The organism is Citrobacter sp. Ce119 (assembly GCF_030334525.1).
Taxonomy (GTDB): domain Bacteria; phylum Pseudomonadota; class Gammaproteobacteria; order Enterobacterales; family Enterobacteriaceae; genus Citrobacter; species Citrobacter europaeus.
Window position 1 is genome coordinate 1 of record NZ_JAOWDR010000053.1, and the last position, 22,696, is coordinate 22,696.

General features: G+C 50.5%; 36 protein-coding genes and 1 rRNA gene. 6 read left to right on the plus strand and 31 right to left on the minus strand.

What is annotated here, in order from left to right; genetic code table 11:
- Nucleotides 1–10: 10 nt before the first annotated feature.
- Nucleotides 11–1,550, minus strand: a 16S ribosomal RNA gene (locus OGV80_RS14140).
- 471 nt (nucleotides 1,551–2,021) lie between these two features.
- On the opposite strand from OGV80_RS14140, the gene OGV80_RS14145 reads away from it, so the two are divergent.
- Nucleotides 2,022–2,576, plus strand: a complete 555-nt coding sequence (locus OGV80_RS14145) for a gamma carbonic anhydrase family protein (RefSeq protein ID WP_043018529.1) — start codon at nucleotides 2,022–2,024, stop codon at nucleotides 2,574–2,576.
- Here the strand turns inward: OGV80_RS14145 and OGV80_RS14150 are convergent.
- From OGV80_RS14150 to dprA, 6 genes are read right to left on the minus strand one after another with little or no spacing between them, the layout of a single operon-like run.
- Nucleotides 2,552–2,809, minus strand: a complete 258-nt coding sequence (locus OGV80_RS14150; protein ID WP_043018530.1) for a DUF1488 family protein — start codon at nucleotides 2,807–2,809, stop codon at nucleotides 2,552–2,554. The genes OGV80_RS14145 and OGV80_RS14150 overlap by 25 nt on opposite strands.
- The gene (aroE, locus tag OGV80_RS14155) at nucleotides 2,806–3,627 is read right to left on the minus strand and encodes a shikimate dehydrogenase (protein WP_043018531.1); all 822 of its coding nucleotides are present in this window, start codon (nucleotides 3,625–3,627) and stop codon (nucleotides 2,806–2,808) included. The genes OGV80_RS14150 and aroE overlap by 4 nt, the downstream gene beginning before the upstream one ends.
- Nucleotide 3,628: 1 nt before the next feature.
- The gene (gene tsaC, locus OGV80_RS14160; protein ID WP_043018532.1) at nucleotides 3,629–4,201 is read right to left on the minus strand and encodes an L-threonylcarbamoyladenylate synthase type 1 TsaC; all 573 of its coding nucleotides are present in this window, start codon (nucleotides 4,199–4,201) and stop codon (nucleotides 3,629–3,631) included.
- A 4-nt stretch (nucleotides 4,202–4,205) separates the two neighbouring features.
- Nucleotides 4,206–4,748, minus strand: a complete 543-nt coding sequence (locus OGV80_RS14165) for a DNA topoisomerase family protein (RefSeq protein WP_072033907.1) — start codon at nucleotides 4,746–4,748, stop codon at nucleotides 4,206–4,208.
- A gap of 26 nt (nucleotides 4,749–4,774) precedes the next feature.
- A complete protein-coding gene (smg, locus tag OGV80_RS14170) occupies nucleotides 4,775–5,248 on the minus strand; it encodes a DUF494 family protein Smg (RefSeq protein ID WP_003031162.1) in 474 nt (157 codons plus the stop codon).
- Nucleotides 5,220–6,344: a DNA-protecting protein DprA gene (gene dprA / locus OGV80_RS14175; protein ID WP_080626024.1), complete on the minus strand. Its 1,125-nt coding sequence runs from the start codon at nucleotides 6,342–6,344 to the stop codon at nucleotides 5,220–5,222. Before dprA ends, smg begins: the two co-directional genes overlap by 29 nt.
- Nucleotides 6,345–6,473: 129 nt before the next feature.
- Between dprA and def the strand changes: the two genes are divergently transcribed.
- The 5 genes from def to mscL all read left to right on the plus strand — a co-directional run bounded on the left by def (nucleotide 6,474) and on the right by mscL (nucleotide 11,239).
- A complete protein-coding gene (def, locus tag OGV80_RS14180) occupies nucleotides 6,474–6,983 on the plus strand; it encodes a peptide deformylase (protein WP_003031159.1) in 510 nt (169 codons plus the stop codon).
- 14 nt (nucleotides 6,984–6,997) lie between these two features.
- The gene (fmt, locus tag OGV80_RS14185; RefSeq protein ID WP_047408248.1) at nucleotides 6,998–7,945 is read left to right on the plus strand and encodes a methionyl-tRNA formyltransferase; all 948 of its coding nucleotides are present in this window, start codon (nucleotides 6,998–7,000) and stop codon (nucleotides 7,943–7,945) included.
- A gap of 51 nt (nucleotides 7,946–7,996) precedes the next feature.
- Nucleotides 7,997–9,286 (plus strand): 16S rRNA (cytosine(967)-C(5))-methyltransferase RsmB, encoded by a 1,290-nt coding sequence (gene rsmB, locus OGV80_RS14190; protein WP_087052149.1) that lies wholly within the window; start codon nucleotides 7,997–7,999, stop codon nucleotides 9,284–9,286.
- A 21-nt stretch (nucleotides 9,287–9,307) separates the two neighbouring features.
- The gene (trkA, locus tag OGV80_RS14195) at nucleotides 9,308–10,684 is read left to right on the plus strand and encodes a Trk system potassium transporter TrkA (RefSeq protein WP_286515178.1); all 1,377 of its coding nucleotides are present in this window, start codon (nucleotides 9,308–9,310) and stop codon (nucleotides 10,682–10,684) included.
- Nucleotides 10,685–10,825: 141 nt separating this feature from the next.
- Nucleotides 10,826–11,239: a large-conductance mechanosensitive channel protein MscL gene (gene mscL, locus OGV80_RS14200; protein WP_043018537.1), complete on the plus strand. Its 414-nt coding sequence runs from the start codon at nucleotides 10,826–10,828 to the stop codon at nucleotides 11,237–11,239.
- Here mscL and arfA read toward each other — a convergent pair.
- From arfA to rpsC, 24 genes are all read right to left on the minus strand, one after another.
- Nucleotides 11,236–11,454: an alternative ribosome-rescue factor ArfA gene (gene arfA / locus OGV80_RS14205; protein ID WP_047408242.1), complete on the minus strand. Its 219-nt coding sequence runs from the start codon at nucleotides 11,452–11,454 to the stop codon at nucleotides 11,236–11,238. The two genes, mscL and arfA, sit on opposite strands and share 4 nt — an antisense overlap.
- 57 nt (nucleotides 11,455–11,511) lie before the next feature.
- Nucleotides 11,512–11,937 carry a Zn(2+)-responsive transcriptional regulator gene (gene zntR / locus OGV80_RS14210; protein WP_043018539.1) on the minus strand — a complete coding sequence of 142 codons (426 nt, stop codon included), beginning with the start codon at nucleotides 11,935–11,937 and terminating at the stop codon, nucleotides 11,512–11,514.
- Nucleotides 11,938–11,947: 10 nt separating this feature from the next.
- Nucleotides 11,948–12,316: a DnaJ family domain-containing protein gene (locus OGV80_RS14215; RefSeq protein WP_047408239.1), complete on the minus strand. Its 369-nt coding sequence runs from the start codon at nucleotides 12,314–12,316 to the stop codon at nucleotides 11,948–11,950.
- A gap of 107 nt (nucleotides 12,317–12,423) precedes the next feature.
- Entirely contained in the window at nucleotides 12,424–12,807 is a 384-nt protein-coding gene (gene rplQ, locus OGV80_RS14220; RefSeq protein WP_001216370.1) for a 50S ribosomal protein L17, read from the minus strand.
- Between the two features lie 40 nt (nucleotides 12,808–12,847).
- Complete coding sequence (locus tag OGV80_RS14225) at nucleotides 12,848–13,837, minus strand: DNA-directed RNA polymerase subunit alpha (protein WP_003031139.1); 990 nt, start codon at nucleotides 13,835–13,837, stop codon at nucleotides 12,848–12,850.
- A gap of 25 nt (nucleotides 13,838–13,862) precedes the next feature.
- The gene (rpsD, locus tag OGV80_RS14230) at nucleotides 13,863–14,483 is read right to left on the minus strand and encodes a 30S ribosomal protein S4 (protein WP_003031138.1); all 621 of its coding nucleotides are present in this window, start codon (nucleotides 14,481–14,483) and stop codon (nucleotides 13,863–13,865) included.
- A gap of 33 nt (nucleotides 14,484–14,516) precedes the next feature.
- The gene (gene rpsK / locus OGV80_RS14235; protein ID WP_003031137.1) at nucleotides 14,517–14,906 is read right to left on the minus strand and encodes a 30S ribosomal protein S11; all 390 of its coding nucleotides are present in this window, start codon (nucleotides 14,904–14,906) and stop codon (nucleotides 14,517–14,519) included.
- A gap of 16 nt (nucleotides 14,907–14,922) precedes the next feature.
- Nucleotides 14,923–15,279: a 30S ribosomal protein S13 gene (gene rpsM, locus OGV80_RS14240; RefSeq protein WP_003031135.1), complete on the minus strand. Its 357-nt coding sequence runs from the start codon at nucleotides 15,277–15,279 to the stop codon at nucleotides 14,923–14,925.
- Nucleotides 15,280–15,425: 146 nt separating this feature from the next.
- Nucleotides 15,426–15,542 (minus strand): 50S ribosomal protein L36, encoded by a 117-nt coding sequence (gene rpmJ / locus OGV80_RS14245; protein ID WP_000868187.1) that lies wholly within the window; start codon nucleotides 15,540–15,542, stop codon nucleotides 15,426–15,428.
- Between the two features lie 30 nt (nucleotides 15,543–15,572).
- Nucleotides 15,573–16,904 (minus strand): preprotein translocase subunit SecY, encoded by a 1,332-nt coding sequence (gene secY, locus OGV80_RS14250; protein WP_001118864.1) that lies wholly within the window; start codon nucleotides 16,902–16,904, stop codon nucleotides 15,573–15,575.
- 7 nt (nucleotides 16,905–16,911) lie between these two features.
- Nucleotides 16,912–17,346 (minus strand): 50S ribosomal protein L15, encoded by a 435-nt coding sequence (rplO, locus tag OGV80_RS14255; RefSeq protein WP_003031132.1) that lies wholly within the window; start codon nucleotides 17,344–17,346, stop codon nucleotides 16,912–16,914.
- Between the two features lie 3 nt (nucleotides 17,347–17,349).
- Nucleotides 17,350–17,529 carry a 50S ribosomal protein L30 gene (gene rpmD / locus OGV80_RS14260; protein ID WP_001140434.1) on the minus strand — a complete coding sequence of 60 codons (180 nt, stop codon included), beginning with the start codon at nucleotides 17,527–17,529 and terminating at the stop codon, nucleotides 17,350–17,352.
- A gap of 3 nt (nucleotides 17,530–17,532) precedes the next feature.
- Nucleotides 17,533–18,036 carry a 30S ribosomal protein S5 gene (rpsE, locus tag OGV80_RS14265; RefSeq protein WP_003031131.1) on the minus strand — a complete coding sequence of 168 codons (504 nt, stop codon included), beginning with the start codon at nucleotides 18,034–18,036 and terminating at the stop codon, nucleotides 17,533–17,535.
- A 14-nt stretch (nucleotides 18,037–18,050) separates the two neighbouring features.
- Nucleotides 18,051–18,404 (minus strand): 50S ribosomal protein L18, encoded by a 354-nt coding sequence (gene rplR, locus OGV80_RS14270; protein ID WP_000358960.1) that lies wholly within the window; start codon nucleotides 18,402–18,404, stop codon nucleotides 18,051–18,053.
- 9 nt (nucleotides 18,405–18,413) lie between these two features.
- On the minus strand, nucleotides 18,414–18,947 hold the full coding sequence (gene rplF / locus OGV80_RS14275) for a 50S ribosomal protein L6 (protein ID WP_003031129.1): 534 nt from the start codon (nucleotides 18,945–18,947) through the stop codon (nucleotides 18,414–18,416).
- 12 nt (nucleotides 18,948–18,959) lie between these two features.
- A complete protein-coding gene (gene rpsH / locus OGV80_RS14280; RefSeq protein WP_003031127.1) occupies nucleotides 18,960–19,352 on the minus strand; it encodes a 30S ribosomal protein S8 in 393 nt (130 codons plus the stop codon).
- Between the two features lie 30 nt (nucleotides 19,353–19,382).
- Nucleotides 19,383–19,688, minus strand: coding sequence for a 30S ribosomal protein S14 (gene rpsN / locus OGV80_RS14285; RefSeq protein ID WP_003031125.1), 306 nt, complete (start codon nucleotides 19,686–19,688; stop codon nucleotides 19,383–19,385).
- A gap of 14 nt (nucleotides 19,689–19,702) precedes the next feature.
- Nucleotides 19,703–20,242 carry a 50S ribosomal protein L5 gene (gene rplE / locus OGV80_RS14290; RefSeq protein WP_003031123.1) on the minus strand — a complete coding sequence of 180 codons (540 nt, stop codon included), beginning with the start codon at nucleotides 20,240–20,242 and terminating at the stop codon, nucleotides 19,703–19,705.
- A gap of 14 nt (nucleotides 20,243–20,256) precedes the next feature.
- The gene (gene rplX / locus OGV80_RS14295; RefSeq protein WP_003031122.1) at nucleotides 20,257–20,571 is read right to left on the minus strand and encodes a 50S ribosomal protein L24; all 315 of its coding nucleotides are present in this window, start codon (nucleotides 20,569–20,571) and stop codon (nucleotides 20,257–20,259) included.
- Nucleotides 20,572–20,581: 10 nt separating this feature from the next.
- Nucleotides 20,582–20,953, minus strand: coding sequence for a 50S ribosomal protein L14 (gene rplN, locus OGV80_RS14300; RefSeq protein WP_000613954.1), 372 nt, complete (start codon nucleotides 20,951–20,953; stop codon nucleotides 20,582–20,584).
- A gap of 163 nt (nucleotides 20,954–21,116) precedes the next feature.
- Nucleotides 21,117–21,371, minus strand: coding sequence for a 30S ribosomal protein S17 (rpsQ, locus tag OGV80_RS14305; RefSeq protein ID WP_003031120.1), 255 nt, complete (start codon nucleotides 21,369–21,371; stop codon nucleotides 21,117–21,119).
- Nucleotides 21,371–21,562, minus strand: coding sequence for a 50S ribosomal protein L29 (gene rpmC / locus OGV80_RS14310; protein ID WP_000644742.1), 192 nt, complete (start codon nucleotides 21,560–21,562; stop codon nucleotides 21,371–21,373). Before rpmC ends, rpsQ begins: the two co-directional genes overlap by 1 nt.
- Nucleotides 21,562–21,972, minus strand: coding sequence for a 50S ribosomal protein L16 (gene rplP, locus OGV80_RS14315; protein ID WP_000941208.1), 411 nt, complete (start codon nucleotides 21,970–21,972; stop codon nucleotides 21,562–21,564). The genes rpmC and rplP overlap by 1 nt, the downstream gene beginning before the upstream one ends.
- 12 nt (nucleotides 21,973–21,984) lie before the next feature.
- Entirely contained in the window at nucleotides 21,985–22,686 is a 702-nt protein-coding gene (rpsC, locus tag OGV80_RS14320) for a 30S ribosomal protein S3 (RefSeq protein ID WP_000529945.1), read from the minus strand.
- Nucleotides 22,687–22,696: the final 10 nt, after the last annotated feature.

Genomic DNA, 22,696 nt, shown 5'->3' on the forward strand with positions numbered 1-22,696 from the left:
TTCTTTAAGGTAAGGAGGTGATCCAACCGCAGGTTCCCCTACGGTTACCTTGTTACGACTTCACCCCAGTCATGAATCACAAAGTGGTAAGCGCCCTCCCGAAGGTTAAGCTACCTACTTCTTTTGCAACCCACTCCCATGGTGTGACGGGCGGTGTGTACAAGGCCCGGGAACGTATTCACCGTGGCATTCTGATCCACGATTACTAGCGATTCCGACTTCATGGAGTCGAGTTGCAGACTCCAATCCGGACTACGACATACTTTATGAGGTCCGCTTGCTCTCGCGAGGTCGCTTCTCTTTGTATATGCCATTGTAGCACGTGTGTAGCCCTACTCGTAAGGGCCATGATGACTTGACGTCATCCCCACCTTCCTCCAGTTTATCACTGGCAGTCTCCTTTGAGTTCCCGGCCTAACCGCTGGCAACAAAGGATAAGGGTTGCGCTCGTTGCGGGACTTAACCCAACATTTCACAACACGAGCTGACGACAGCCATGCAGCACCTGTCTCAGAGTTCCCGAAGGCACCAAAGCATCTCTGCTAAGTTCTCTGGATGTCAAGAGTAGGTAAGGTTCTTCGCGTTGCATCGAATTAAACCACATGCTCCACCGCTTGTGCGGGCCCCCGTCAATTCATTTGAGTTTTAACCTTGCGGCCGTACTCCCCAGGCGGTCGACTTAACGCGTTAGCTCCGGAAGCCACGCCTCAAGGGCACAACCTCCAAGTCGACATCGTTTACGGCGTGGACTACCAGGGTATCTAATCCTGTTTGCTCCCCACGCTTTCGCACCTGAGCGTCAGTCTTTGTCCAGGGGGCCGCCTTCGCCACCGGTATTCCTCCAGATCTCTACGCATTTCACCGCTACACCTGGAATTCTACCCCCCTCTACAAGACTCTAGCCTGCCAGTTTCGGATGCAGTTCCCAGGTTGAGCCCGGGGATTTCACATCCGACTTGACAGACCGCCTGCGTGCGCTTTACGCCCAGTAATTCCGATTAACGCTTGCACCCTCCGTATTACCGCGGCTGCTGGCACGGAGTTAGCCGGTGCTTCTTCTGCGAGTAACGTCAATCACTAAGGTTATTAACCTTAATGCCTTCCTCCTCGCTGAAAGTACTTTACAACCCGAAGGCCTTCTTCATACACGCGGCATGGCTGCATCAGGCTTGCGCCCATTGTGCAATATTCCCCACTGCTGCCTCCCGTAGGAGTCTGGACCGTGTCTCAGTTCCAGTGTGGCTGGTCATCCTCTCAGACCAGCTAGGGATCGTCGCCTAGGTGAGCCGTTACCCCACCTACTAGCTAATCCCATCTGGGCACATCCGATGGCAAGAGGCCCGAAGGTCCCCCTCTTTGGTCTTGCGACGTTATGCGGTATTAGCTACCGTTTCCAGTAGTTATCCCCCTCCATCGGGCAGTTTCCCAGACATTACTCACCCGTCCGCCACTCGTCACCCGAGAGCAAGCTCTCTGTGCTACCGTTCGACTTGCATGTGTTAGGCCTGCCGCCAGCGTTCAATCTGAGCCATGATCAAACTCTTCAATTTAAGTTTGATGCTCGTGAATTAAACTTCGTAATGAATTACGTATGTTCACTCAGAGACTTGGTATTCATTTTTCGTCTTGCGACGTTAAGAATCCGTATCTTCGAGTGCCCACACAGATTGTCTGATAAATTGTTAAAGAGCAGTTGCGACGCGCTTTAGCGCTCTGTCGCGAGGTGGCGTATATTACGCTTTCCTCTTTCAGAGTCAACCCTCATTTTCAGGTTTTTCTCTTCAACCGAACCGGCTGTTTGCGTGAAGTGATTCACATCTGCCGTGTCGATGGAGGCGCATTATAGGGATCCCATTTTTTAGCACAAGTGTTTTTTGGATCTTTTTTGCTGAATGCTTGTTTTTCACCCCTTTCGCTACATTCCTGCGCAATTTGGCTGATTTTTGATAGCTAAATCACTTGCACAGTCTCAATAATCCAACCAAAGTCTTCATTACCGCTCTATTTTCGTTGAGGTAAACATGTCTGATGTATTACGTCCTTATAAGGATCTTTTCCCACAGATCGGAAAACGCGTGATGATCGACCCCAGCAGCGTCGTCATTGGTGATACTCGTTTGGCTGATGATGTTGGGATTTGGCCATTGGTTGCGATTCGTGGCGACGTGAATTATGTACAAATCGGCGCCCGTACGAACATTCAGGATGGCAGCGTTTTACATGTCACGCATCAATCCACATCGAATCCGCAGGGTAATCCATTGATCGTGGGTGAGGATGTGACGGTCGGTCATAAAGTCATGCTACACGGCTGCATCATTGGCAACCGCGTATTGGTCGGTATGGGATCGATTGTATTGGACGGCGTAGTGGTAGAAGACGACGTTATGATTGGGGCTGGAAGTCTGGTTCCGCAAAACAAACGCCTGGAGAGTGGATATCTGTACCTGGGAAGCCCGGTAAAACAAATCCGCCCATTAAGCGATGAAGAGAAAGCAGGCTTAAAATACTCAGCTAACAACTATGTTAAATGGAAAGATGAGTATTTAAGTCAGAGTAACCAAACCCAACCCTGAGAATCTTCCTGCTGATCCTGGATCAATGCTTCGGCCTCTTCCTCCAGGTCCCAGCGATACTGTTGAAAAGTTTCCAGCCACTGTTCAGGCGTGCTGCCACCAAAGCGGGACGCCAACCTTTCTCCTGAAATAGCACATGTTAGCTGCATACCATGAACCATCGCCGGAAAAACCACGGCGCTGACATCCGTGCGCCATTCTTCTCGATCGGGAAACTGGATCGCCTGATTCATGCCGACAATTCCTGTTGCATGCTTTTAATGACGGGTTCAATCTGCGGCAAAACCCCATGCCAGAGTAAAACGGCGTGCGCGGCCTGACCCACCAGCATCCCCAAGCCATCGGCATACTGTTTCGCCCCATGCTCAGCACACCAGGAAAGGAACGGTGTATTCCCCTGCTGATAAAACATGTCATAACAATAGACAGAGGAGTGGATAAGTGATGTCGGAATAGCGGGTACCTCACCGCTAATTCCGCTAGACGTCGCGTTAATGATCAAATCAAAACTGTAATTATCAAGCTCGTCCATACCCACTGCCTGCACGCTGCCGGTATGAGAGAAGAGTTGAGCCAGTTCTTCAGCGCGCGAAGCTGTACGGTTAACGATAGTCACCGCGCAATCCATAGAAAGAAGAGGTAATAAAACCCCACGGGATGCGCCACCAGCCCCGATCAGTAGAACTCGCGCTCCAGGACGAATGAAAGATAAACGTTCAAGATCGCTTAATAAGCCAATGCCATCCGTGTTGTCTCCCAATAAACGCCCATCCTCTAATCGTTTAAGGGTATTAACCGCTCCAGCAAGAGATGCCCGCTCCGTTAGTTCATCGGCACGTGCAAACGCCTCTTCTTTAAAAGGTACGGTGACATTTGCCCCCTTCCCGCCCTCAGCAAAAAAAGCGTTCAGCGTATTCACAAAATCATTGATGGGCGCCAGTACACGTCCATAGGAATGATCAATCTTCAACTGCTCTGCAAATTGCTGATGAATAAAGGGCGATTTACTGTGCGCTATCGGATTACCAAAAACAGCATAGGCTTCTTTCATATTACCCCTGTCGAAACTGTTCACCCGTCAGAGCATCACGGATCTCCGAAGGATTCAAACGCCCTCCGGTCTCCCCTTCAACTACGGGAAAGTCTGTACCAAACTGCGCGCGGACTTCCTCTACCGTTCTGCAAGGCGGTAAGCCACTCAAATTAGCACTGGTGGAGACTAACGGTTTGCCATAAGCCTGGCACAATGCAACCACCAGCGGGTGATCGGTGACACGCACGGCCAGCGAATCAAAACGACCGGTCAACCAACGAGGCGTTGTCGCAGGCGCCGGGAATACGAAGGTGACAGGACCTGGCCAGCGGGCGAACACCGCCTCACGTTGGGCATCAGTAAGCGTGCTATCGTCAATGTAAGGCTTAAGCTGGTCAAAGTTTGCCGCAATCAAAATTAAGCCTTTATCGACCGGGCGTTGTTTTAGCTCCAACAGACGGGTAACAGCCGTTTCGCTGTCGGGATCGCAGCCGACGCCAAATACAGCTTCTGTTGGATAGGCGATGACTTTTTCTTGTTTCAGAACCGCTATCGCCGCAGCGATAGGGCCTGTGGGCAGGTTATTATTCACTTTTTTATTCCGCCGGGATCGGCTTTCCACATTGTTTACTGGCACAGAAATGTTTCACACCCTGCGCGGTTTTCTTTTCTATGAGTAGCGGATAATGGCACTCAGGACACTCTCCGGCTAACGGTTTGAAGTTAATGACAAACTGGCACTCCGGATAGCGATCGCAGGAGTAAAAGGTTTTGCCATAACGGGAACGCCGCTGGACAAGGTGGCCAGTCTGGCATTGAGGACAGACAATTGCTGTTTCATCAGGCTTGTCGATAAGTTCAGTGTGTTCACACGTCGGATAATCACTGCATCCAATGAACATACCGAATCTTCCCTGTCTCAGAACCAGTTCAGCGCCACATGCAGGGCAAAGCTTACCCTCCAGAACTTTGACAATATGTCCGTCCGCTGAAGATTTTAGCGGACGGATGTAATCGCATTCTGGATAGTGTGAACAACCGAGAAACGGACCGTGTTTCCCGGAACGAATAACCAGTTCAGCCCCGCATTGTGGGCAGGGCTCGTTTTTACGCACCGTGAACAGTGCTGATTTAGCCATAACAACTCATACTGAATGAAGATTGATTAATGCAGCATACCTTCATTCACTTCAAAGAGTAATTCTTCCATTTGCTGATAGGCATTTTCACAACCTGGAATGTTGAATAGCACCATCAGGATCACCCACTTCAGGTCTTCCAGATCGAACTCTGCCGTATCCAGCGCGAGTACACGCTCAATAACCATTTCTCGCGTTTCGAGGTTTAGCACCTGAATCTGCTCCAGGAATAGCAGGAACCCTCTACAGCTTGCATCCAGTCGATCGCACTCTTCTGCAGTATAAATACGTATAGAAAGAGGGTCAGATGCCAGCTGCATAGGTTCAGCAAGACCATCCTGATAATCAGCTAGCTTTTCCAGCCAAAGTAACGCGTTGTAAATGTCTTCACGATCAAAACCAGCGTCGGTAAGATCCCGTTCCAGTTTGTCCTGATCCACACGCAGCTCAGCTTCGTTATGGATATATGTCTCAAACAAATACATTAGTACGTCGAACATGGCATGCCCTCCTCAATCGGACATAGCCGCCGGGTACAGCTGCGATCCATCCTGCTAACTCCAGTTCGAGCAGTTGAGCCACTACCTCTGGCACAGGTTGGCCGGCACGTTCAGCGACGACGTCAACAGGTGTTACCTCATCTCCTACGTTAGCCAGGAGCTCCGGAAATGGCAATGCCACCTCTTCGTGATCTGGCGAATAAATTGATTTTTCAGGTTCATCTGGCAGCCAATGCAGCCCATATTGCAAATTTTCCAGAATTTCCTCTGGTGCGGTCACAAGCATGGCTCCCTGCTGAATAAGCCAATGTGGGCCTTCGCTTCCCGGACTCCCTATCGGTCCAGGCAAAGCAAAAACCTCCCGTCCTTGTTCCAGCGCGCAGCGCGCAGTGACCAGTGACCCGCTACGCTGGGCAGCTTCAACAACCAGGACACCTTTACTTAGACCACTAATAATGCGATTTCGTCGGGGAAAATTGCGCGGTAAAGGTAGCGTATCTAATGGGAACTCAGACACCAGTGCGCCTCCAGCATCAATCAGCCGTTCAGCCAGACGGACATGCTGTCGTGGGTGAATGGTCTCAAGCCCGTTACCCAGCACTGCTATACTCGTGCCCTGACGGTTTATCGCAGCATTGTGCGCCACGCCATCAATCCCCCGGGCCAGACCACTGGTGATCGTCACGCCGCATGCTGCAAGCTTTTCACAAAACAACCGTCCCCAGCGTTCGCCATACCAGGAGTGCTGTCTGCTGCCGACAACGGCCACCTGGAACGAGCGGAGGCATGCGGGGTTTCCTGCGACAAAAAGCACCCCAGGATAATCCTCAATCGCACGGAGCAATGGCGGGTAATGATCGCTGTCGGCAACCACAAAATGGTGGTTTGGCTGCTCAAGCCAGCGCAGCGTTTTTTCCAGCGTCTGCTGTGAAAAAGTTAAAAACCGTCGGGCCTGACGGGGAGAGAATCCTGCCTGCAGGAGTACCGCATTGTTAATGCACGGTTGAGTATTAAGCCTGTGGGCAATGCGCACCATCTCATCACCATACAGTTCATTCACTTGCGCTAAACGTAGCCAAATTTCGATTTGGGTCATCCCTGTTCCCCTGCCACAAGCAGTCCTGGCAATCTTTGCGATTGGTCACTGATGCTGTCAATCAGAGGGGGTTTTGTCTAGAATAGAGGTAATAATCTTTTCAACTCCTGAACACAACTCTGGATAACTATGTCAGTTTTGCAAGTGTTACATATTCCGGACGAGCGCCTTCGCAAAGTCGCAAAACCGGTCGAAGAAGTGAATGCAGAAATTCAGCGTATCGTTGATGATATGTTCGAAACGATGTACGCCGAAGAAGGTATCGGTCTGGCAGCAACACAGGTCGATATTCATCAGCGCATCATTGTTATTGATGTCTCTGAAAATCGCGACGAGCAGTTGGTACTTATTAACCCAGAGCTGCTGGAGAAAGACGGCGAAACCGGCATTGAAGAAGGCTGCCTGTCAATTCCTGAACAGCGTGCGTTAGTACCACGCGCAGAGAAAGTAAAAATTCGTGCGCTCGATCGCAACGGCAAATCTTTTGAACTGGAAGCCGATGGCCTGCTGGCTATCTGCATTCAACATGAAATGGATCACCTGGTCGGTAAACTGTTTATCGATTATCTGTCTCCGTTGAAGCAACAACGCATTCGTCAGAAAGTTGAAAAACTCGACCGCCTGAACGCCCGAGCTTAAGGACAAGAATCAACGTGTCAGACTCACTACGTATTATTTTTGCGGGTACACCTGACTTTGCAGCGCGTCATCTCGACGCGCTGTTGTCTTCTGGACATAACGTCGTTGGCGTGTTTACCCAACCGGACCGCCCAGCGGGACGCGGTAAAAAGCTAATGCCCAGCCCGGTAAAAGTACTGGCGGAAGAAAAAGGGATACCGGTTTTCCAACCCGTCTCTCTTCGCCCTCAGGAAAACCAGCAGTTGGTTGCTGATTTACGCGCAGACGTGATGGTAGTGGTGGCATATGGCCTGATTCTACCAAAAGCCGTACTGGAAATGCCGCGTCTGGGTTGTATTAACGTTCACGGTTCACTGCTGCCACGCTGGCGTGGCGCGGCACCGATCCAGCGCTCACTGTGGGCTGGCGATGCCGAAACCGGTGTGACTATCATGCAGATGGATGTTGGCCTCGACACCGGTGATATGCTGCTTAAGCTGTCCTGCCCGATTACGGCAGAGGATACCAGCGGCTCGCTATACGACAAGCTGGCAGATTTGGGGCCTCAGGGGCTGATTGAAACGCTAAAACAGCTGGCTGCCGGCACGATAAAACCAGTGGCACAAGATGAATCACTGGTTACGCATGCAGAAAAACTCAGCAAAGAAGAGGCCCGCATCGACTGGTCACTTTCGGCTGCTCAGTTGGAACGTTGCGTCCGCGCCTTTAACCCATGGCCCATGAGCTGGCTTGAAATCGACGGTCAGCCAGTGAAAGTCTGGCAAGCTTCGGTTATTGCTGTAAACACACAGGCCGCGCCAGGCACTATTCTTGAGGCGACAAAGCAGGGTATCCAGGTCGCAACAGGCGATGGCATCCTGAATCTCGTCTCTTTGCAGCCTGCCGGTAAAAAAGCCATGAGCGCGCAGGATCTGCTTAATTCGCGACGGGAATGGTTTATACCCGGTAACCGTCTGATCTGACGGTTCATCTCTTTAAGCCCGGTATCTCCGGGCATTTTTATTTTTGCGCTTATGAAAAAACATCTTAATTTACGCAGTATGGCGGCCCAGGCCGTCGAACAGGTTGTCGAAAAAGGGCAATCATTAAGCAATGTGCTGCCTGCCATGCAGCAAAAAGTTGCCGATAAAGACAAAGCGCTGTTGCAGGAGCTTTGCTTCGGCGTATTGCGCACACTCTCCCAACTGGAGTGGATGATCCAGCAGTTGATGGAACGTCCAATGACGGGCAAACAGCGCACCGTTCACTATCTGATCATGGTGGGCTTCTACCAACTGCTGCATACCCGTATTCCACCGCACGCTGCGCTGGCTGAGACCGTAGAAGGCGCAGTTGTCATAAAGCGTCCGCAGCTCAAAGGGCTGATCAACGGCGTGTTGCGCCAGTTTCAACGCCGTCAGGATGAACTGTTGGCCGAGTTCGCACAAAGCGATCTGCGTTTCTTACACCCTTCCTGGCTGGTAAAACGTATTAAGAGCGCGTATCCGCAGCAGTGGGAAGCCATTCTTGAAGCCAATAACCAGCGACCGCCGATGTGGCTTCGTGTCAATCGTGTTCACCATACGCGCGATGCCTGGCTGGACCTGCTTACCGAAGCGGGATTAACGGGTTTCCCGCATCCGGACTACCCGGATGCAGTTCGTCTGGAAACGCCGGCCCCTGTACACGCTCTCCCTGGTTTTAATGAAGGCTGGGTAACCGTCCAGGACGCTTCCGCTCAAGGATGTGTAACTTATCTGTTGCCAGAGAACGGTGAACAGATCCTCGACCTGTGCTGCGCGCCGGGCGGGAAAACCACTCACATACTGGAAGTTGCTCCGCAAGCTAACGTCATGGCCGTCGATGTCGATGAAAAACGCCTGTCACGCGTTTACGACAATCTGAAACGCCTGGGCATGAAGGCAACTGTAAAACAGGGTGATGGCCGCTATCCACAGCAGTGGTGCGGTGAACAACAATTTGACCGTATTTTGCTGGACGCTCCATGTTCTGCTACCGGGGTGATACGTCGCCATCCGGATATCAAATGGCTGCGCCGCGACCGGGATATTGCCGAACTTGCACAGTTGCAGGCTGAAATCCTGAATGCAACCTGGTCACACCTTAAACCTGGCGGCACGCTGGTTTATGCAACGTGCTCTATCCTGCCAGAAGAAAATCAGCAGCAAATTGCCGCCTTCCTGGCACGTACGCCGGATGCGGTATTAAGCGAAACCGGTATACCGGAAAAACCCGGGCGTCAGAATTTACCGGGTGCGGAAGATGGCGATGGCTTCTTTTACGCTAAGCTAATCAAAAAGTGATGAGATAACGGGTCGCGACTGATGAAAATTATCATTCTGGGCGCAGGTCAAGTTGGCGGTACGCTGGCTGAAAACCTGGTCGGAGAGAACAACGATATCACGGTAGTCGATACCAATGGTGAGCGCCTGCGTAGCCTGCAGGACAAGTTTGATCTCCGCGTCGTGCAAGGGCATGGTTCGCATCCCCGCGTTTTGCGTGAAGCTGGGGCCGACGATGCCGATATGCTGGTTGCCGTAACCAGCTCAGATGAAACAAATATGGTTGCCTGCCAGGTAGCTTATTCACTGTTTAATACGCCTAATCGCATCGCCCGTATTCGTTCACCGGATTACGTTCGTGATGCCGACAAGCTGTTTCAATCCGATGCGGTACCTATCGATCACCTGATTGCGCCTGAGCAACTGGTTATCGATAGCATTTATCGGCTGATTGAATATCCGGGCGCCTTGCAGGTGGTAAATTTTGCCGAAGGGAAAGTTAGCCTGGCCGTGGTGAAAGCCTATTATGGTGGGCCGCTGATCGGTAACGCACTGTCGACAATGCGTGAGCATATGCCGCACATAGATACCCGAGTGGCAGCGATTTTCCGTCATGACCGCCCGATCCGTCCACAAGGTTCTACCATTGTTGAAGCGGGTGATGAAGTCTTCTTTATCGCAGCATCGCAGCATATTCGCGCCGTAATGAGCGAATTACAGCGTCTGGAAAAACCGTACAAACGCATTATGTTAGTGGGTGGCGGTAATATCGGCGCGGGTCTGGCACGTCGTCTGGAAAAAGATTACAGCGTCAAACTGATCGAACGTAATCAACAACGCGCATCAGAGCTTGCGGAGAAACTGCAAAATACGATCGTCTTTTTTGGTGATGCCTCGGATCAAGAGCTGCTGGCAGAAGAACATATCGATCAGGTTGATCTGTTCATCGCGGTGACCAACGATGATGAAGCGAATATCATGTCGGCGATGCTTGCCAAACGGATGGGCGCCAAGAAAGTAATGGTGTTGATCCAACGCAGAGCATACGTCGATCTGGTGCAGGGCAGTGTGATCGATATTGCGATATCACCGCAGCAGGCGACCATCTCCGCGCTGCTAAGTCACGTGCGTAAAGCTGATATTGTCGGTGTGTCTTCACTACGCCGCGGCGTCGCGGAAGCCATTGAAGCCGTCGCACACGGTGATGAAACGACGTCGCAGGTTGTGGGGCGTTCAATTGATGAAATTAAACTTCCACCAGGAACCATCATTGGCGCTGTTGTGCGTGGTAACGATGTGATGATTGCCAATGATAACCTGCGCATTGAGCAGGGCGATCACGTAATTATGTTCCTGACAGATAAAAAGTTTATTACCGACGTCGAGCGATTATTCCAGCCAAGTCCTTTCTTCCTGTAATAATTTGGGCGCTAATACAGCGCCCTTTTTATTTCCCTTTATTTTTCATGGTCTAATAAATTTTCCTTTCGGCAATACATAAATGGAAATTGCCTAAACATTTGTTAAACTTATAAACGTCAGCTGCATAGGGAGAATAAAATGAGCATTATTAAAGAGTTTCGCGAATTCGCGATGCGCGGGAATGTTGTCGATTTGGCAGTGGGTGTCATCATTGGTGCGGCATTCGGTAAGATTGTTTCATCACTGGTTGCCGATATCATTATGCCGCCGCTGGGGCTGTTAATTGGTGGAATTGATTTTAAACAGTTTGCTGTAACGTTACGTGATGCGCAGGGAGATATCCCGGCTGTCGTCATGCATTACGGTGTATTTATTCAGAACGTCTTCGATTTCATTATCGTTGCGTTTGCTATCTTTATGGCAATCAAACTGATCAACAAACTGAACCGTAAAAAAGCGGAAGAGCCGGCAGCACCGCCAGCTCCATCGAAAGAAGAAGTATTGCTGAGTGAAATTCGTGACCTGCTGAAAGAACAGAATAACCGCTCTTAAGCACTCAGTGAAACAAGAAGGCCAGTGGTAAAAAAGTGAATGACTTTCTTGCCACTGGCCTCCCAGTTACCCCGATTGCCATGTTTACCTTTACGTAGATAACTTCCTTTCCCTTTCTTATTTTTCTCGACGCGCTGTCTGAAAAGTGGATCGTGTAAAAGCGCCTCAATAGCGTTGTCCTTTATCTGCCCTTTGGTGTGCTGATAACGACTCATAATATCTCCAGTTTGTAGTAATTTACGCCGCGAGTGTAGACCTGACCGTTCAATAAATCAACAGCCTGATGCTGAGCCGCTGGCGCCCTGCTCAAGTGCTTCAAGGATAGAGCAGTACACGCTGCTGTGTGCTTTTCCACAACACGCGTCATTCAATCTCTGCAGCGACCGTTGCATCGCCTGAAGCTCCGCTATTCGTGCTTCGACCTCCTGCAATCTTTCCTGGACGATCCCTTTTGATTCCTGGCAGGTATGATGTTCGGGATCAATGCGGATCGACAGCAGCTCGCGGATCGATTCCAGAGTAAACCCAAGCTGACGGGCATAACGAATAAACTTCAGACGCTGAAGATCGCTTTCCGTATAGAGGCGAAACCCGCCTTCTGTACGTATTTCATGTTCCATCATCTGCTGCTTTTCATAGTAGCGGATAGTATCAGGCGTTACGTCAGCCAGTTTCGCTAGTTCACCAATACGGTACATGCTCTCTCCGCTAATCGTCGTTGATCTTCTGTAGCAGCTTATCTGCATATTCGCCGCGTAAAAACTCGGTACTGAGTCCAGCCTGCCGAAGTTTCAGTTCCAGTAGTGACAGTCTTCGACTCACCTCCGGATAACTGGGATCATCTTTGCGGATCCCTGCGAGTATTTCAAGCAACTGTATTGCCTCTCTGCGCTGCTCAAGCTCAGGAGGAAGACATCCAGCATTCTTTAATAGACGGAATCCGGCACGAAGTTCAGGCGGGACATGAGAATCATCGTCAAGGATCAGCGGCTCACCTGTACCAGGTAAACCATCAAACTCACCTTTAGACTGTGCTTCAATAATATGGCGCTCTGCCCACTGGTCCAGTAACCACATACAACACTCCAGGGGATGAACAAAAAGAGTACAGATATTGTAGGTAATTGGGGATATGACGGATATAAAAAAACCCGCCGAGGCGGGTTTTTTTACGTTACTACAGATTACTCTGCAGCAGCTTCTGTTTTCTCTGAACGATCAACCAGCTCGATGTATGCCATCGGCGCGTTGTCGCCTGCACGGAAACCACACTTCAGAATGCGAGTGTAACCACCGGCGCGGCTCGCGAAACGCGGGCCCAGTTCGTTAAACAGTTTTGCCACGATCTCGTTATCACGAGTACGGGCGAATGCCAGACGACGATTAGCTACGCTATCAGTCTTGGCAAGAGTAATCAGCGGCTCAACTACGCGACGCAGCTCTTTCGCTTTCGGCAGAGTCGTCTTGATGATTTCATGACGAACCAGTGAACCTGCCATATTGCGGAACATAGCCTGGCGATGGCTGCTGTTGCGGTTCAGTTGACGACCACTCTTACGATGGCGCATGACCTTATCCTTCTCAGTAAAACCTTAACCTGTGATCCGGTTACTCGTCAGCGATGCTTGCCGGTGGCCAGTTTTCCAGGCGCATGCCCAGAGACAGTCCACGGGAAGCCAGCACGTCTTTAATCTCGGTAAGAGATTTTTTACCAAGGTTAGGCGTCTTAAGAAGCTCAACCTCAGTACGCTGTACCAGATCACCGATATAGTGGATAGCTTCTGCTTTGAGGCAGTTAGCAGAGCGGACAGTCAATTCCAGATCGTCAACAGGGCGCAGCAGGATCGGATCGAATTCTGGTTTCTCTTCTTTAACTTCCGGCTGACGTACATCACGTAAGTCAACGAAAGCTTCAAGTTGTTCAGCCAGAATGGTTGCCGCACGACGAATCGCCTCTTCAGGATCGATTGTGCCGTTGGTTTCCATTTCGATGACCAGCTTGTCCAGGTCGGTACGCTGTTCTACACGCGCTGCTTCAACATTGTAGGCAATACGCTCTACAGGGCTGTAGCATGCGTCGACCAGCAGACGGCCGATTGGGCGCTCATCTTCTTCCGAATGAATTCGGGTAGAAGCCGGCACATAACCACGACCGCGCTGAACTTTGATACGCATGCTAATAGATGCGTTCTCATCGGTCAGGTGGCAGATCACGTGCTGTGGCTTGACGATTTCGACATCACCATCATGGGTAATGTCGGCTGCAGTCACAGGGCCAATGCCAGATTTATTCAAGGTAAGAATAACATCATCTTTACCCTGAACTCTCACCGCCAGCCCTTTCAGGTTGAGCAGGATTTCCAGGATATCTTCCTGAACGCCTTCTTTGGTGCTGTACTCATGTAGTACACCATCAATCTCAACCTCGGTCACCGCGCAACCCGGCATCGATGAGAGCAGAATACGGCGCAGTGCGTTACCCAAAGTATGGCCAAAGCCACGCTCTAAAGGCTCAAGGGTCACCTTGGCGTGCGTCGAACTCACTTGCTCGATATCTACCAGGCGCGGTTTTAGAAACTCTGTCACAGAACCCTGCATTGTGTCCTCTCTTTGGTACTAAGCTTTACTTGGAGTAAAGCTCGACGATCAGGTGTTCGTTAATGTCCGCAGACAGATCAGAACGCTCCGGCTTACGCTTGAACGTACCTTCCATCTTGCCAGCATCAACTTCCAGCCAGGTTGGCTTTTCACGCTGCTCAGCCAGCTCCAGAGCGGCTTTCACGCGAGACTGCTTCTTCGCTTTCTCACGAATGCTAACAACGTCATTCGGACTAACCTGATAAGAAGCGATGTTAACAACACGACCGTTTACCATAATTGCTTTATGGCTGACCAGCTGACGTGCTTCTGCACGAGTGGCACCGAAGCCCATACGGTATACAACGTTGTCCAGACGACCTTCCAGCAGACCCAACAGGTTTTCACCGGTGTTGCCTTTCAGACGTGCTGCTTCTTTGTAGTAGTTACGGAACTGACGCTCCAGCACACCGTAGATACGGCGAACTTTTTGCTTTTCACGCAACTGCACACCATAGTCAGACAGACGCGGTTTACGCGCACCGTGCTGGCCAGGAGCTTGTTCAATTTTACACTTGGTATCGATCGCGCGAACGCCAGACTTAAGGAATAAGTCAGTGCCCTCACGACGGCTCAGCTTGAGCTTAGGACCCAAATATCTTGCCATTTTCTTTCTCCAACAATCCTAGAAACGACAGCGTTATACGCGACGTTTTTTCGGCGGACGACAACCGTTATGAGGGATCGGAGTCACATCAGTAATATTAGTGATGCGGAAACCAGCGGCGTTCAGAGCACGAACAGTAGATTCGCGACCTGGACCCGGTCCTTTGACCATAACTTCCAGATTCTTGATACCGTATTCTTTTACGGCTTCAGCGCAACGCTCTGCTGCAACCTGAGCTGCAAACGGAGTGGATTTGCGAGAACCACGGAAACCGGAACCACCGGCTGTTGCCCAACCCAGTGCGTTACCCTGACGATCAGTAATGGTAACGATGGTGTTGTTAAAAGAAGCATGGATATGAGCCACGCCGTCAGAGACTTGTTTTCTTACACGTTTACGTGCACGAATTGGTGCCTTTGCCATTATTCAATCACCCCGATTATTTCTTGATCGGTTTGCGCGGACCCTTACGGGTACGTGCGTTGGTCTTGGTACGCTGACCGCGAACCGGGAGACCACGACGATGACGCAAACCGCGATAGCAACCAAGGTCCATAAGGCGCTTGATGCTCATGCTAACTTCACGGCGCAGATCACCTTCAACGACAAATTTGGCAACTTCGTCACGCAGCGTGTCGATTTGTTCTTCAGACAGCTCACTGATCTTAACATCTTCAGCGATACCCGCGGCAGCCAGAATGGCTTTAGAACGGGTCTTGCCGACGCCGTAGATCGAAGTTAATGCGATCACAGCATGTTTCTGATCAGGAATGTTAATGCCTGCTATACGGGCCACTATGCACTCCTACTATTTAATATGTACGCACCATGCTGAAAAGCCCGTTTTCAGGATACTCAAATGGAAACGCACAGACATACAAAAGATTGGCTGGCTAATCTAGCCAGCTCAACCCAACTTTGCAAGAAAAATATGCGAATAAATCAGCCTTGGCGCTGTTTATGCTTCGGCTCGGCACTGCAAATCACACGGATGACACCATCACGCTTAACGATTTTGCAGTTACGGCATAATTTCTTGACGGAAGCACGAACTTTCATTTTTACTCTCCGTAACTTCTCGGGCGACTGTTAACGGCCGTAGCCTTTCAGATTCGCCTTCTTCAATGCAGACTCGTACTGACTTGACATCATCAGAGTTTGCACTTGAGCCATAAAGTCCATAATCACGACAACAACGATAAGCAGTGAGGTCCCACCGAAGTAGAACGGTACTTTCATTGCATCACGCATGAACTCCGGGATCAGGCAGATAAAGGTAATGTAGAGCGCACCAACCAAAGTCAGGCGGGTCATTACTTTATCGATATACTTCGCCGTTTGCTCTCCCGGACGAATTCCTGGTACAAATGCACCGGACTTCTTCAGGTTATCTGCTGTTTCACGCGGGTTGAAAACCAACGCCGTGTAGAAGAAACAGAAGAATATGATTGCAGACGCATAGAGTAACACATAAAGCGGTTGCCCAGGCTGCAAATACAGCGAAATTGTTGTCAGCCAGTTCCAACCAGTCCCGCCCCCGAACCATGACGCGATGGTTGCCGGGAACAGAATAATACTGGAAGCGAAGATTGCCGGGATTACCCCCGCCATATTCACTTTCAGCGGTAAATGTGTGCTCTGTGCAGCATAGACACGACGACCTTGCTGACGTTTCGCGTAGTTTACCACAATGCGGCGTTGACCACGCTCAACAAATACAACAAAGAACGTCACTGCGAATACTAATACTGCAACCAACAGCAACACGAGGAAGTGCAGGTCGCCTTGACGCGCTTGCTCGATAGTATGGGCAATGGCTGGCGGGAGTCCCGCGACAATACCGGCGAAGATAATGATTGAGATACCGTTGCCGATACCACGTTCAGTAATCTGTTCGCCCAACCACATCAGGAACATTGTCCCTGTAACCAGACTTACAACAGCGGTGAAATAGAATGCAAAGCCTGGGTTCATCACCAGGCCCTGCATACCAGGCATATTCGGCAGACCGGTAGCAATACCGATCGACTGGAATATTGCCAGCACCAGAGTACCGTAGCGGGTGTACTGGCTGATCTTACGACGACCAGACTCCCCTTCTTTCTTAATTTCTGCCAGCGTTGGATGAACCACCGTCAGCAGCTGGATAATGATCGACGCCGAAATATACGGCATGATCCCCAGAGCAAAGATAGAAGCACGGCTGAGAGCACCACCAGAGAACATGTTAAACATTTCAATGATGGTGCCTCGCTGTTGCTCAAGCAGTTTGGCAAGTACAGCGGCATCAATACCAGGGATCGGAATGAAAGAGCCAATACGGAACACAATCAGCGCGCCGATTACAAACAGCAGTCTGCGTTTCAGCTCGCCTAAGCCACCTTTGGCACTTTGAAAATCTAATCCCGGTTGTTTAGCCATCTGCTACTTATTCCTCGATTTTACCGCCAGCAGCTTCGATAGCAGCACGAGCGCCTTTAGTAACACGCAGGCCACGAACAGTTACCGGAGTAGTGACTTCACCAGCCAGGATCACTTTCGCGAACTCGATCTGGATACCGATAATGTTAGCTGCTTTCAGCGTGTTCAGGTCTACAACACCGCCTTCAACTTTAGCCAGGTCAGACAGACGAACTTCGGCTGTAATCGCTGCTTTACGTGAAGTGAAGCCGAATTTCGGCAGACGACGGTACAGAGGCATCTGACCACCCTCGAAACCGCGACGTACGCCACCGCCAGAACGAGACTTCTGACCTTTGTGACCACGACCACCGGTTTTACCGAGGCCAGAACCGATACCACGACCCAGGCGGCGAGCCGCTTTTTTAGAGCCTTCGGCCGGAGACAGAGTATTTAAACGCATCTCTTACTCCTCAACTTTAACCATGAAGGAAACCGCGTTGACCATACCACGAACAGCAGGAGTATCCTCGCGCTCTACGGTGTGACCAATACGACGCAGACCCAGGCCAAGCAGCGTTGCCTTGTGTTTCGGCAGACGACCGATTGCACTGCGGGTTTGAGTAATTTTAATAGTCTTTGCCATGGTTTATTTCCCCAGAATTTCTTCAACGGATTTACCACGCTTGGCAGCGACCATTTCCGGAGATTTCATATTTTCCAGACCATCGATAGTTGCACGAACCACGTTAATCGGGTTGGTGGAACCATACGCTTTAGCCAGAACGTTACGAACTCCAGCGACTTCCAGAACGGCGCGCATTGCACCACCGGCGATGATACCGGTACCTTCGGAAGCCGGCTGCATGAATACACGAGAACCCGTGTGAGTACCCTTAACCGGGTGCTGCAGGGTGCCGTGGTTCAGCGCGACGTTAATCATATTGCGACGGGCTTTTTCCATCGCTTTCTGGATCGCTGCTGGAACTTCACGCGCTTTACCGTAACCAAAACCAACGCGACCGTTACCATCACCAACTACAGTCAGAGCTGTGAAGGAGAAAATACGACCACCTTTTACGGTTTTAGATACGCGGTTAACCGCGATCAGCTTTTCCTGCAGTTCGCCAGCTTGTTTTTCGATGTGAGCCATCTTACACCTCTACCTTAGAACTGAAGGCCAGCTTCACGGGCAGCATCTGCCAGTGCCTGGACACGACCATGATATTGGAACCCGGAACGGTCAAAAGAAACATCTTTGATGCCTTTTTCCAGAGCGCGTTCAGCAACAGCTTTACCTACAGCTGCAGCAGCGTCTTTGTTACCGGTGTACTTCAATTGTTCAGCGATAGCTTTTTCTACAGTAGAAGCAGCTACCAGAACTTCAGAACCGTTCGGTGCAATTACCTGTGCGTAAATATGACGCGGGGTACGATGTACCACCAGGCGAGTTGCACCCAGCTCCTGGAGCTTGCGGCGTGCGCGGGTCGCACGACGGATACGAGCAGATTTCTTATCCATAGTGTTACCTTACTTCTTCTTAGCCTCTTTGGTACGCACGACTTCGTCGGCGTAACGAACACCCTTGCCTTTATAAGGCTCAGGACGACGGTAGGCGCGCAGATCTGCTGCAACCTGACCGATCAGCTGTTTATCAGCGCCTTTCAGCACGATTTCAGTCTGAGACGGACATTCTGCAGTGATACCCGCAGGCAGCTGATGGTCAACTGGGTGAGAGAAACCTAAAGCCAGGTTTACTACATTCCCTTTAACCGCTGCACGATAACCTACACCAACCAGCTGTAGCTTCTTAGTGAAGCCTTCGGTAACACCGACAACCATTGCATTCAGCAGGGCACGCGCGGTACCAGCCTGAGCCCATCCATCTGCGTAACCATCACGCGGACCGAAGGTCAGTGCATTATCTGCATGATTTACTGCAACAGCATCGTTGAGAGTACGAGTCAGCTCGCCGTTTTTACCTTTGATCGTAATAACCTGACCGTTGATTTTTACATCAACGCCGGCAGGAATAACGACCGGTGCTTTAGCAACACGAGACATTTTTTCCTCCGATTAGGCTACGTAGCAGATAATTTCGCCACCAAGACCAGCCTGGCGCGCTGCACGATCAGTCATAACACCTTTAGAGGTAGAAACAACTGCGATACCCATGCCAGCCATAACTTTCGGCAGCTCGTCTTTACGCTTATAAATGCGCAGACCTGGGCGACTGACACGCTGAATGCTTTCTACAACAGCTTTACCCTGGAAATACTTAAGAGTAAGTTCCAGTTCCGGCTTGGTGTCGCCTTCAACTTTAAAATCTTCAATAAAACCTTCTTCCTTCAGCACGTTGGCAATTGCCACTTTCAGCTTGGAGGAAGGCATGGTGACCGCAGCTTTATTCGCGGCCTGACCGTTACGGATACGGGTCAGCATATCCGCGATCGGATCTTGCATGCTCATCTGTCTTTACTCCCGTGATTCAATTGGTAATTACCAGCTAGCCTTTTTCAAGCCTGGTACTTCACCGCGCATGGCGGCTTCACGCAGTTTGATACGGCTCAACCCGAACTTGCCCACATAGCCATGCGGACGACCTGTTTGACGGCAGCGGTTACGCTGACGGGACGGGCTGGAATCACGCGGCAGAGACTGCAGCTTGAGAACTGCGTTCCAACGATCTTCGTCGGTCGCGTTCACATCAGAGATAATAGCTTTCAGTTCAGCGCGTTTTGCGAAGTACTTATCAGCTAAAGCTACGCGCTTTACTTCGCGTGCTTTCATTGATTGCTTAGCCATTCAGTAACCCTACCTTACTTGCGGAACGGGAAGTCAAAGGCAGCCAGCAGAGCACGGCCTTCTTCGTCAGATTTCGCAGTAGTGGTAATGGTAATATCCAAACCACGCACGCGGTCGACTTTATCGTAGTCGATTTCTGGGAAGATGATCTGCTCACGGACACCCATGCTGTAGTTACCACGACCGTCGAAAGACTTAGCGGACAAGCCACGGAAGTCACGGATACGTGGAACAGCAATAGTGATCAGGCGCTCAAAGAACTCCCACATGCGTTCGCCACGCAGAGTTACTTTACAGCCGATCGGATAGCCCTGACGGATTTTGAAGCCTGCAACTGATTTGCGTGCTTTGGTGATCAGCGGTTTTTGACCGGAGATTGCTGTCAGGTCAGCTGCTGCGTTATCCAGCAGTTTCTTGTCAGCGATCGCTTCACCAACACCCATGTTCAGGGTGATCTTCTCGACCCGAGGGACTTGCATGACAGAATTGTAGTTAAACTCAGTCATGAGTTTAGCGACTACTTCGTCTTTGTAGTAATCATGCAGTTTCGCCATCGTACTACTCCAAATTACTTGATAGTTTCGCTGTTAGATTTAAAGAAACGGACTTTTTTGCCGTCTTCGAATCTAAAGCCTACACGGTCAGCCTTGCCGGTTGCCGCGTTGAAGATAGCAAGGTTAGAGATCTGAATAGCTGCTTCTTTCTCTACAATGCCGCCTGGTTGGTTCAGGGCCGGAACCGGCTTCTGATGTTTCTTAACCAGGTTGATACCTTCAACAATGACCTTGCCGGAAGACAGGACATTCTTAACTTTACCGCGTTTACCTTTATCTTTACCGGTTAACACGATAACTTCGTCATCACGACGGATCTTCGCTGCCATGATTCGCTCCTTAGAGTACTTCTGGTGCCAGAGAGATAATTTTCATGAACTTCTCGTTACGAAGTTCACGAGTTACCGGCCCAAAAATACGCGTACCGATAGGTTGCTCGCTGTTATTGTTTAAAATAACGCATGCATTACCATCGAAGCGAATGACAGAACCGTCCGGGCGACGAACACCCTTCTTGGTGCGCACCACTACCGCCTTCAGCACATCACCTTTTTTGACCTTACCACGCGGAATTGCTTCCTTGATGGTGATCTTGATGATATCGCCGACGCCTGCGTAGCGACGGTGCGAGCCACCCAGAACCTTGATACACATTACGCGACGTGCACCGGAGTTGTCGGCGACGTTCAGCATAGTCTGTTCTTGGATCATTTTAGTGCTCCGCTAATGTCAACTACTACTGAGACCCGAAAATCAGGTCGTTAAAAAAGCCCCATATCGGGGGCGCGGCATTATAACACCGCTTCAACGATATGGGTAGAAAAAATAAACGGCTCATCGCTGAGCCGTTTATTCGTTGAGAATGCCTACTGTATTACAGAACGGCTTTCTCTACAACGCGAACCAGCGTCCAGGACTTAGTCTTGGACAGCGGACGGCATTCGCGGATTTCAACCACGTCACCAGTACCGCATTCGTTGTTCTCGTCATGTACGTGCAGTTTGGTCGTACGCTTAATGAATTTACCGTAGATCGGGTGTTTCACAAAACGTTCGATAGCAACAACGATGGATTTCTCCATTTTATCGCTAACAACGCGACCTTGCAGAGTACGGATTTTATCGGTCATTACGCACCCGCCTTCTCAGTCAGTAAAGTCTTAACGCGTGCGACGTCACGACGCACTTGCTTCAACAGGTGAGACTGTTGCAGCTGGCCACTTGCAGCCTGCATACGCAGGTTGAACTGCTCACGCAGCAGATTCAGCAGCTCGGTGTTCAGCTCTTCAACACTCTTCTCACGCAGCTCTTTTGCTTTCATTACATCACCGTCTTAGTTACAAAGGTGGTTTTAATCGGCAGTTTCGCTGCTGCCAGCTTGAATGCTTCACGGGCCAGCTCTTCCGGTACGCCGTCCATTTCATACAGGACTTTACCCGGCTGAATCAAGGCAACCCAATACTCCACGTTACCTTTACCTTTACCCATACGCACTGCCAGCGGCTTTTCAGTGATCGGTTTGTCCGGGAATACACGGATCCAGATCTTACCTTGACGCTTAACTGCACGGGTCATAGCACGACGTGCTGCTTCGATCTGACGGGCAGTCAGACGACCACGGCCAACAGCTTTCAGACCGAAGCTGCCGAAGCTAACATCCGCGCCAGCAGCCAGACCGCGGTTACGGCCTTTGTGCATTTTACGGAATTTTGTACGCTTTGGTTGTAACATCAGCGACGCTCCTTATTTACGGCCTTTACGCTGCTGCTTTTTAGGTTGCGCAGCCGGTTTTTCCGGTTGTTCAACAGCAGCCATACCACCCAGGATCTCGCCTTTGAAGATCCACACTTTAACGCCGATTACACCGTAAGTGGTGTGCGCTTCAGAGGTGTTGTAGTCGATGTCAGCACGCAGAGTGTGCAGAGGTACGCGACCTTCGCGGTACCATTCGGTACGTGCGATTTCCGCGCCGCCCAGACGGCCACTAACTTCAACTTTGATACCTTTAGCGCCCAGACGCATTGCGTTCTGTACAGCACGCTTCATAGCACGACGGAACATAACGCGACGTTCCAGCTGAGAAGTGATGCTGTCAGCAACCAATTTTGCGTCCAGTTCAGGCTTACGCACTTCGGCGATATTGATCTGAGCAGGAACGCCAGCAATATCCGCTACGACTTTGCGCAGTTTTTCTACGTCTTCGCCTTTCTTACCGATAACGATACCCGGGCGAGCGGTGTGAATGGTCACACGGATGCTCTTAGCCGGACGCTCGATAACGATACGAGATACAGACGCTTTAGCCAGTTCCTTAGTCAGGTACTGACGTACTTTAAAATCGCTGTCCAGGTTGTCAGCGAATTCTTTGGTGTTCGCAAACCAGGTTGAGTTCCATGGTTTTACAATACCCAGGCGAATACCATTAGGATGTACTTTCTGACCCATTGCTAGTCTC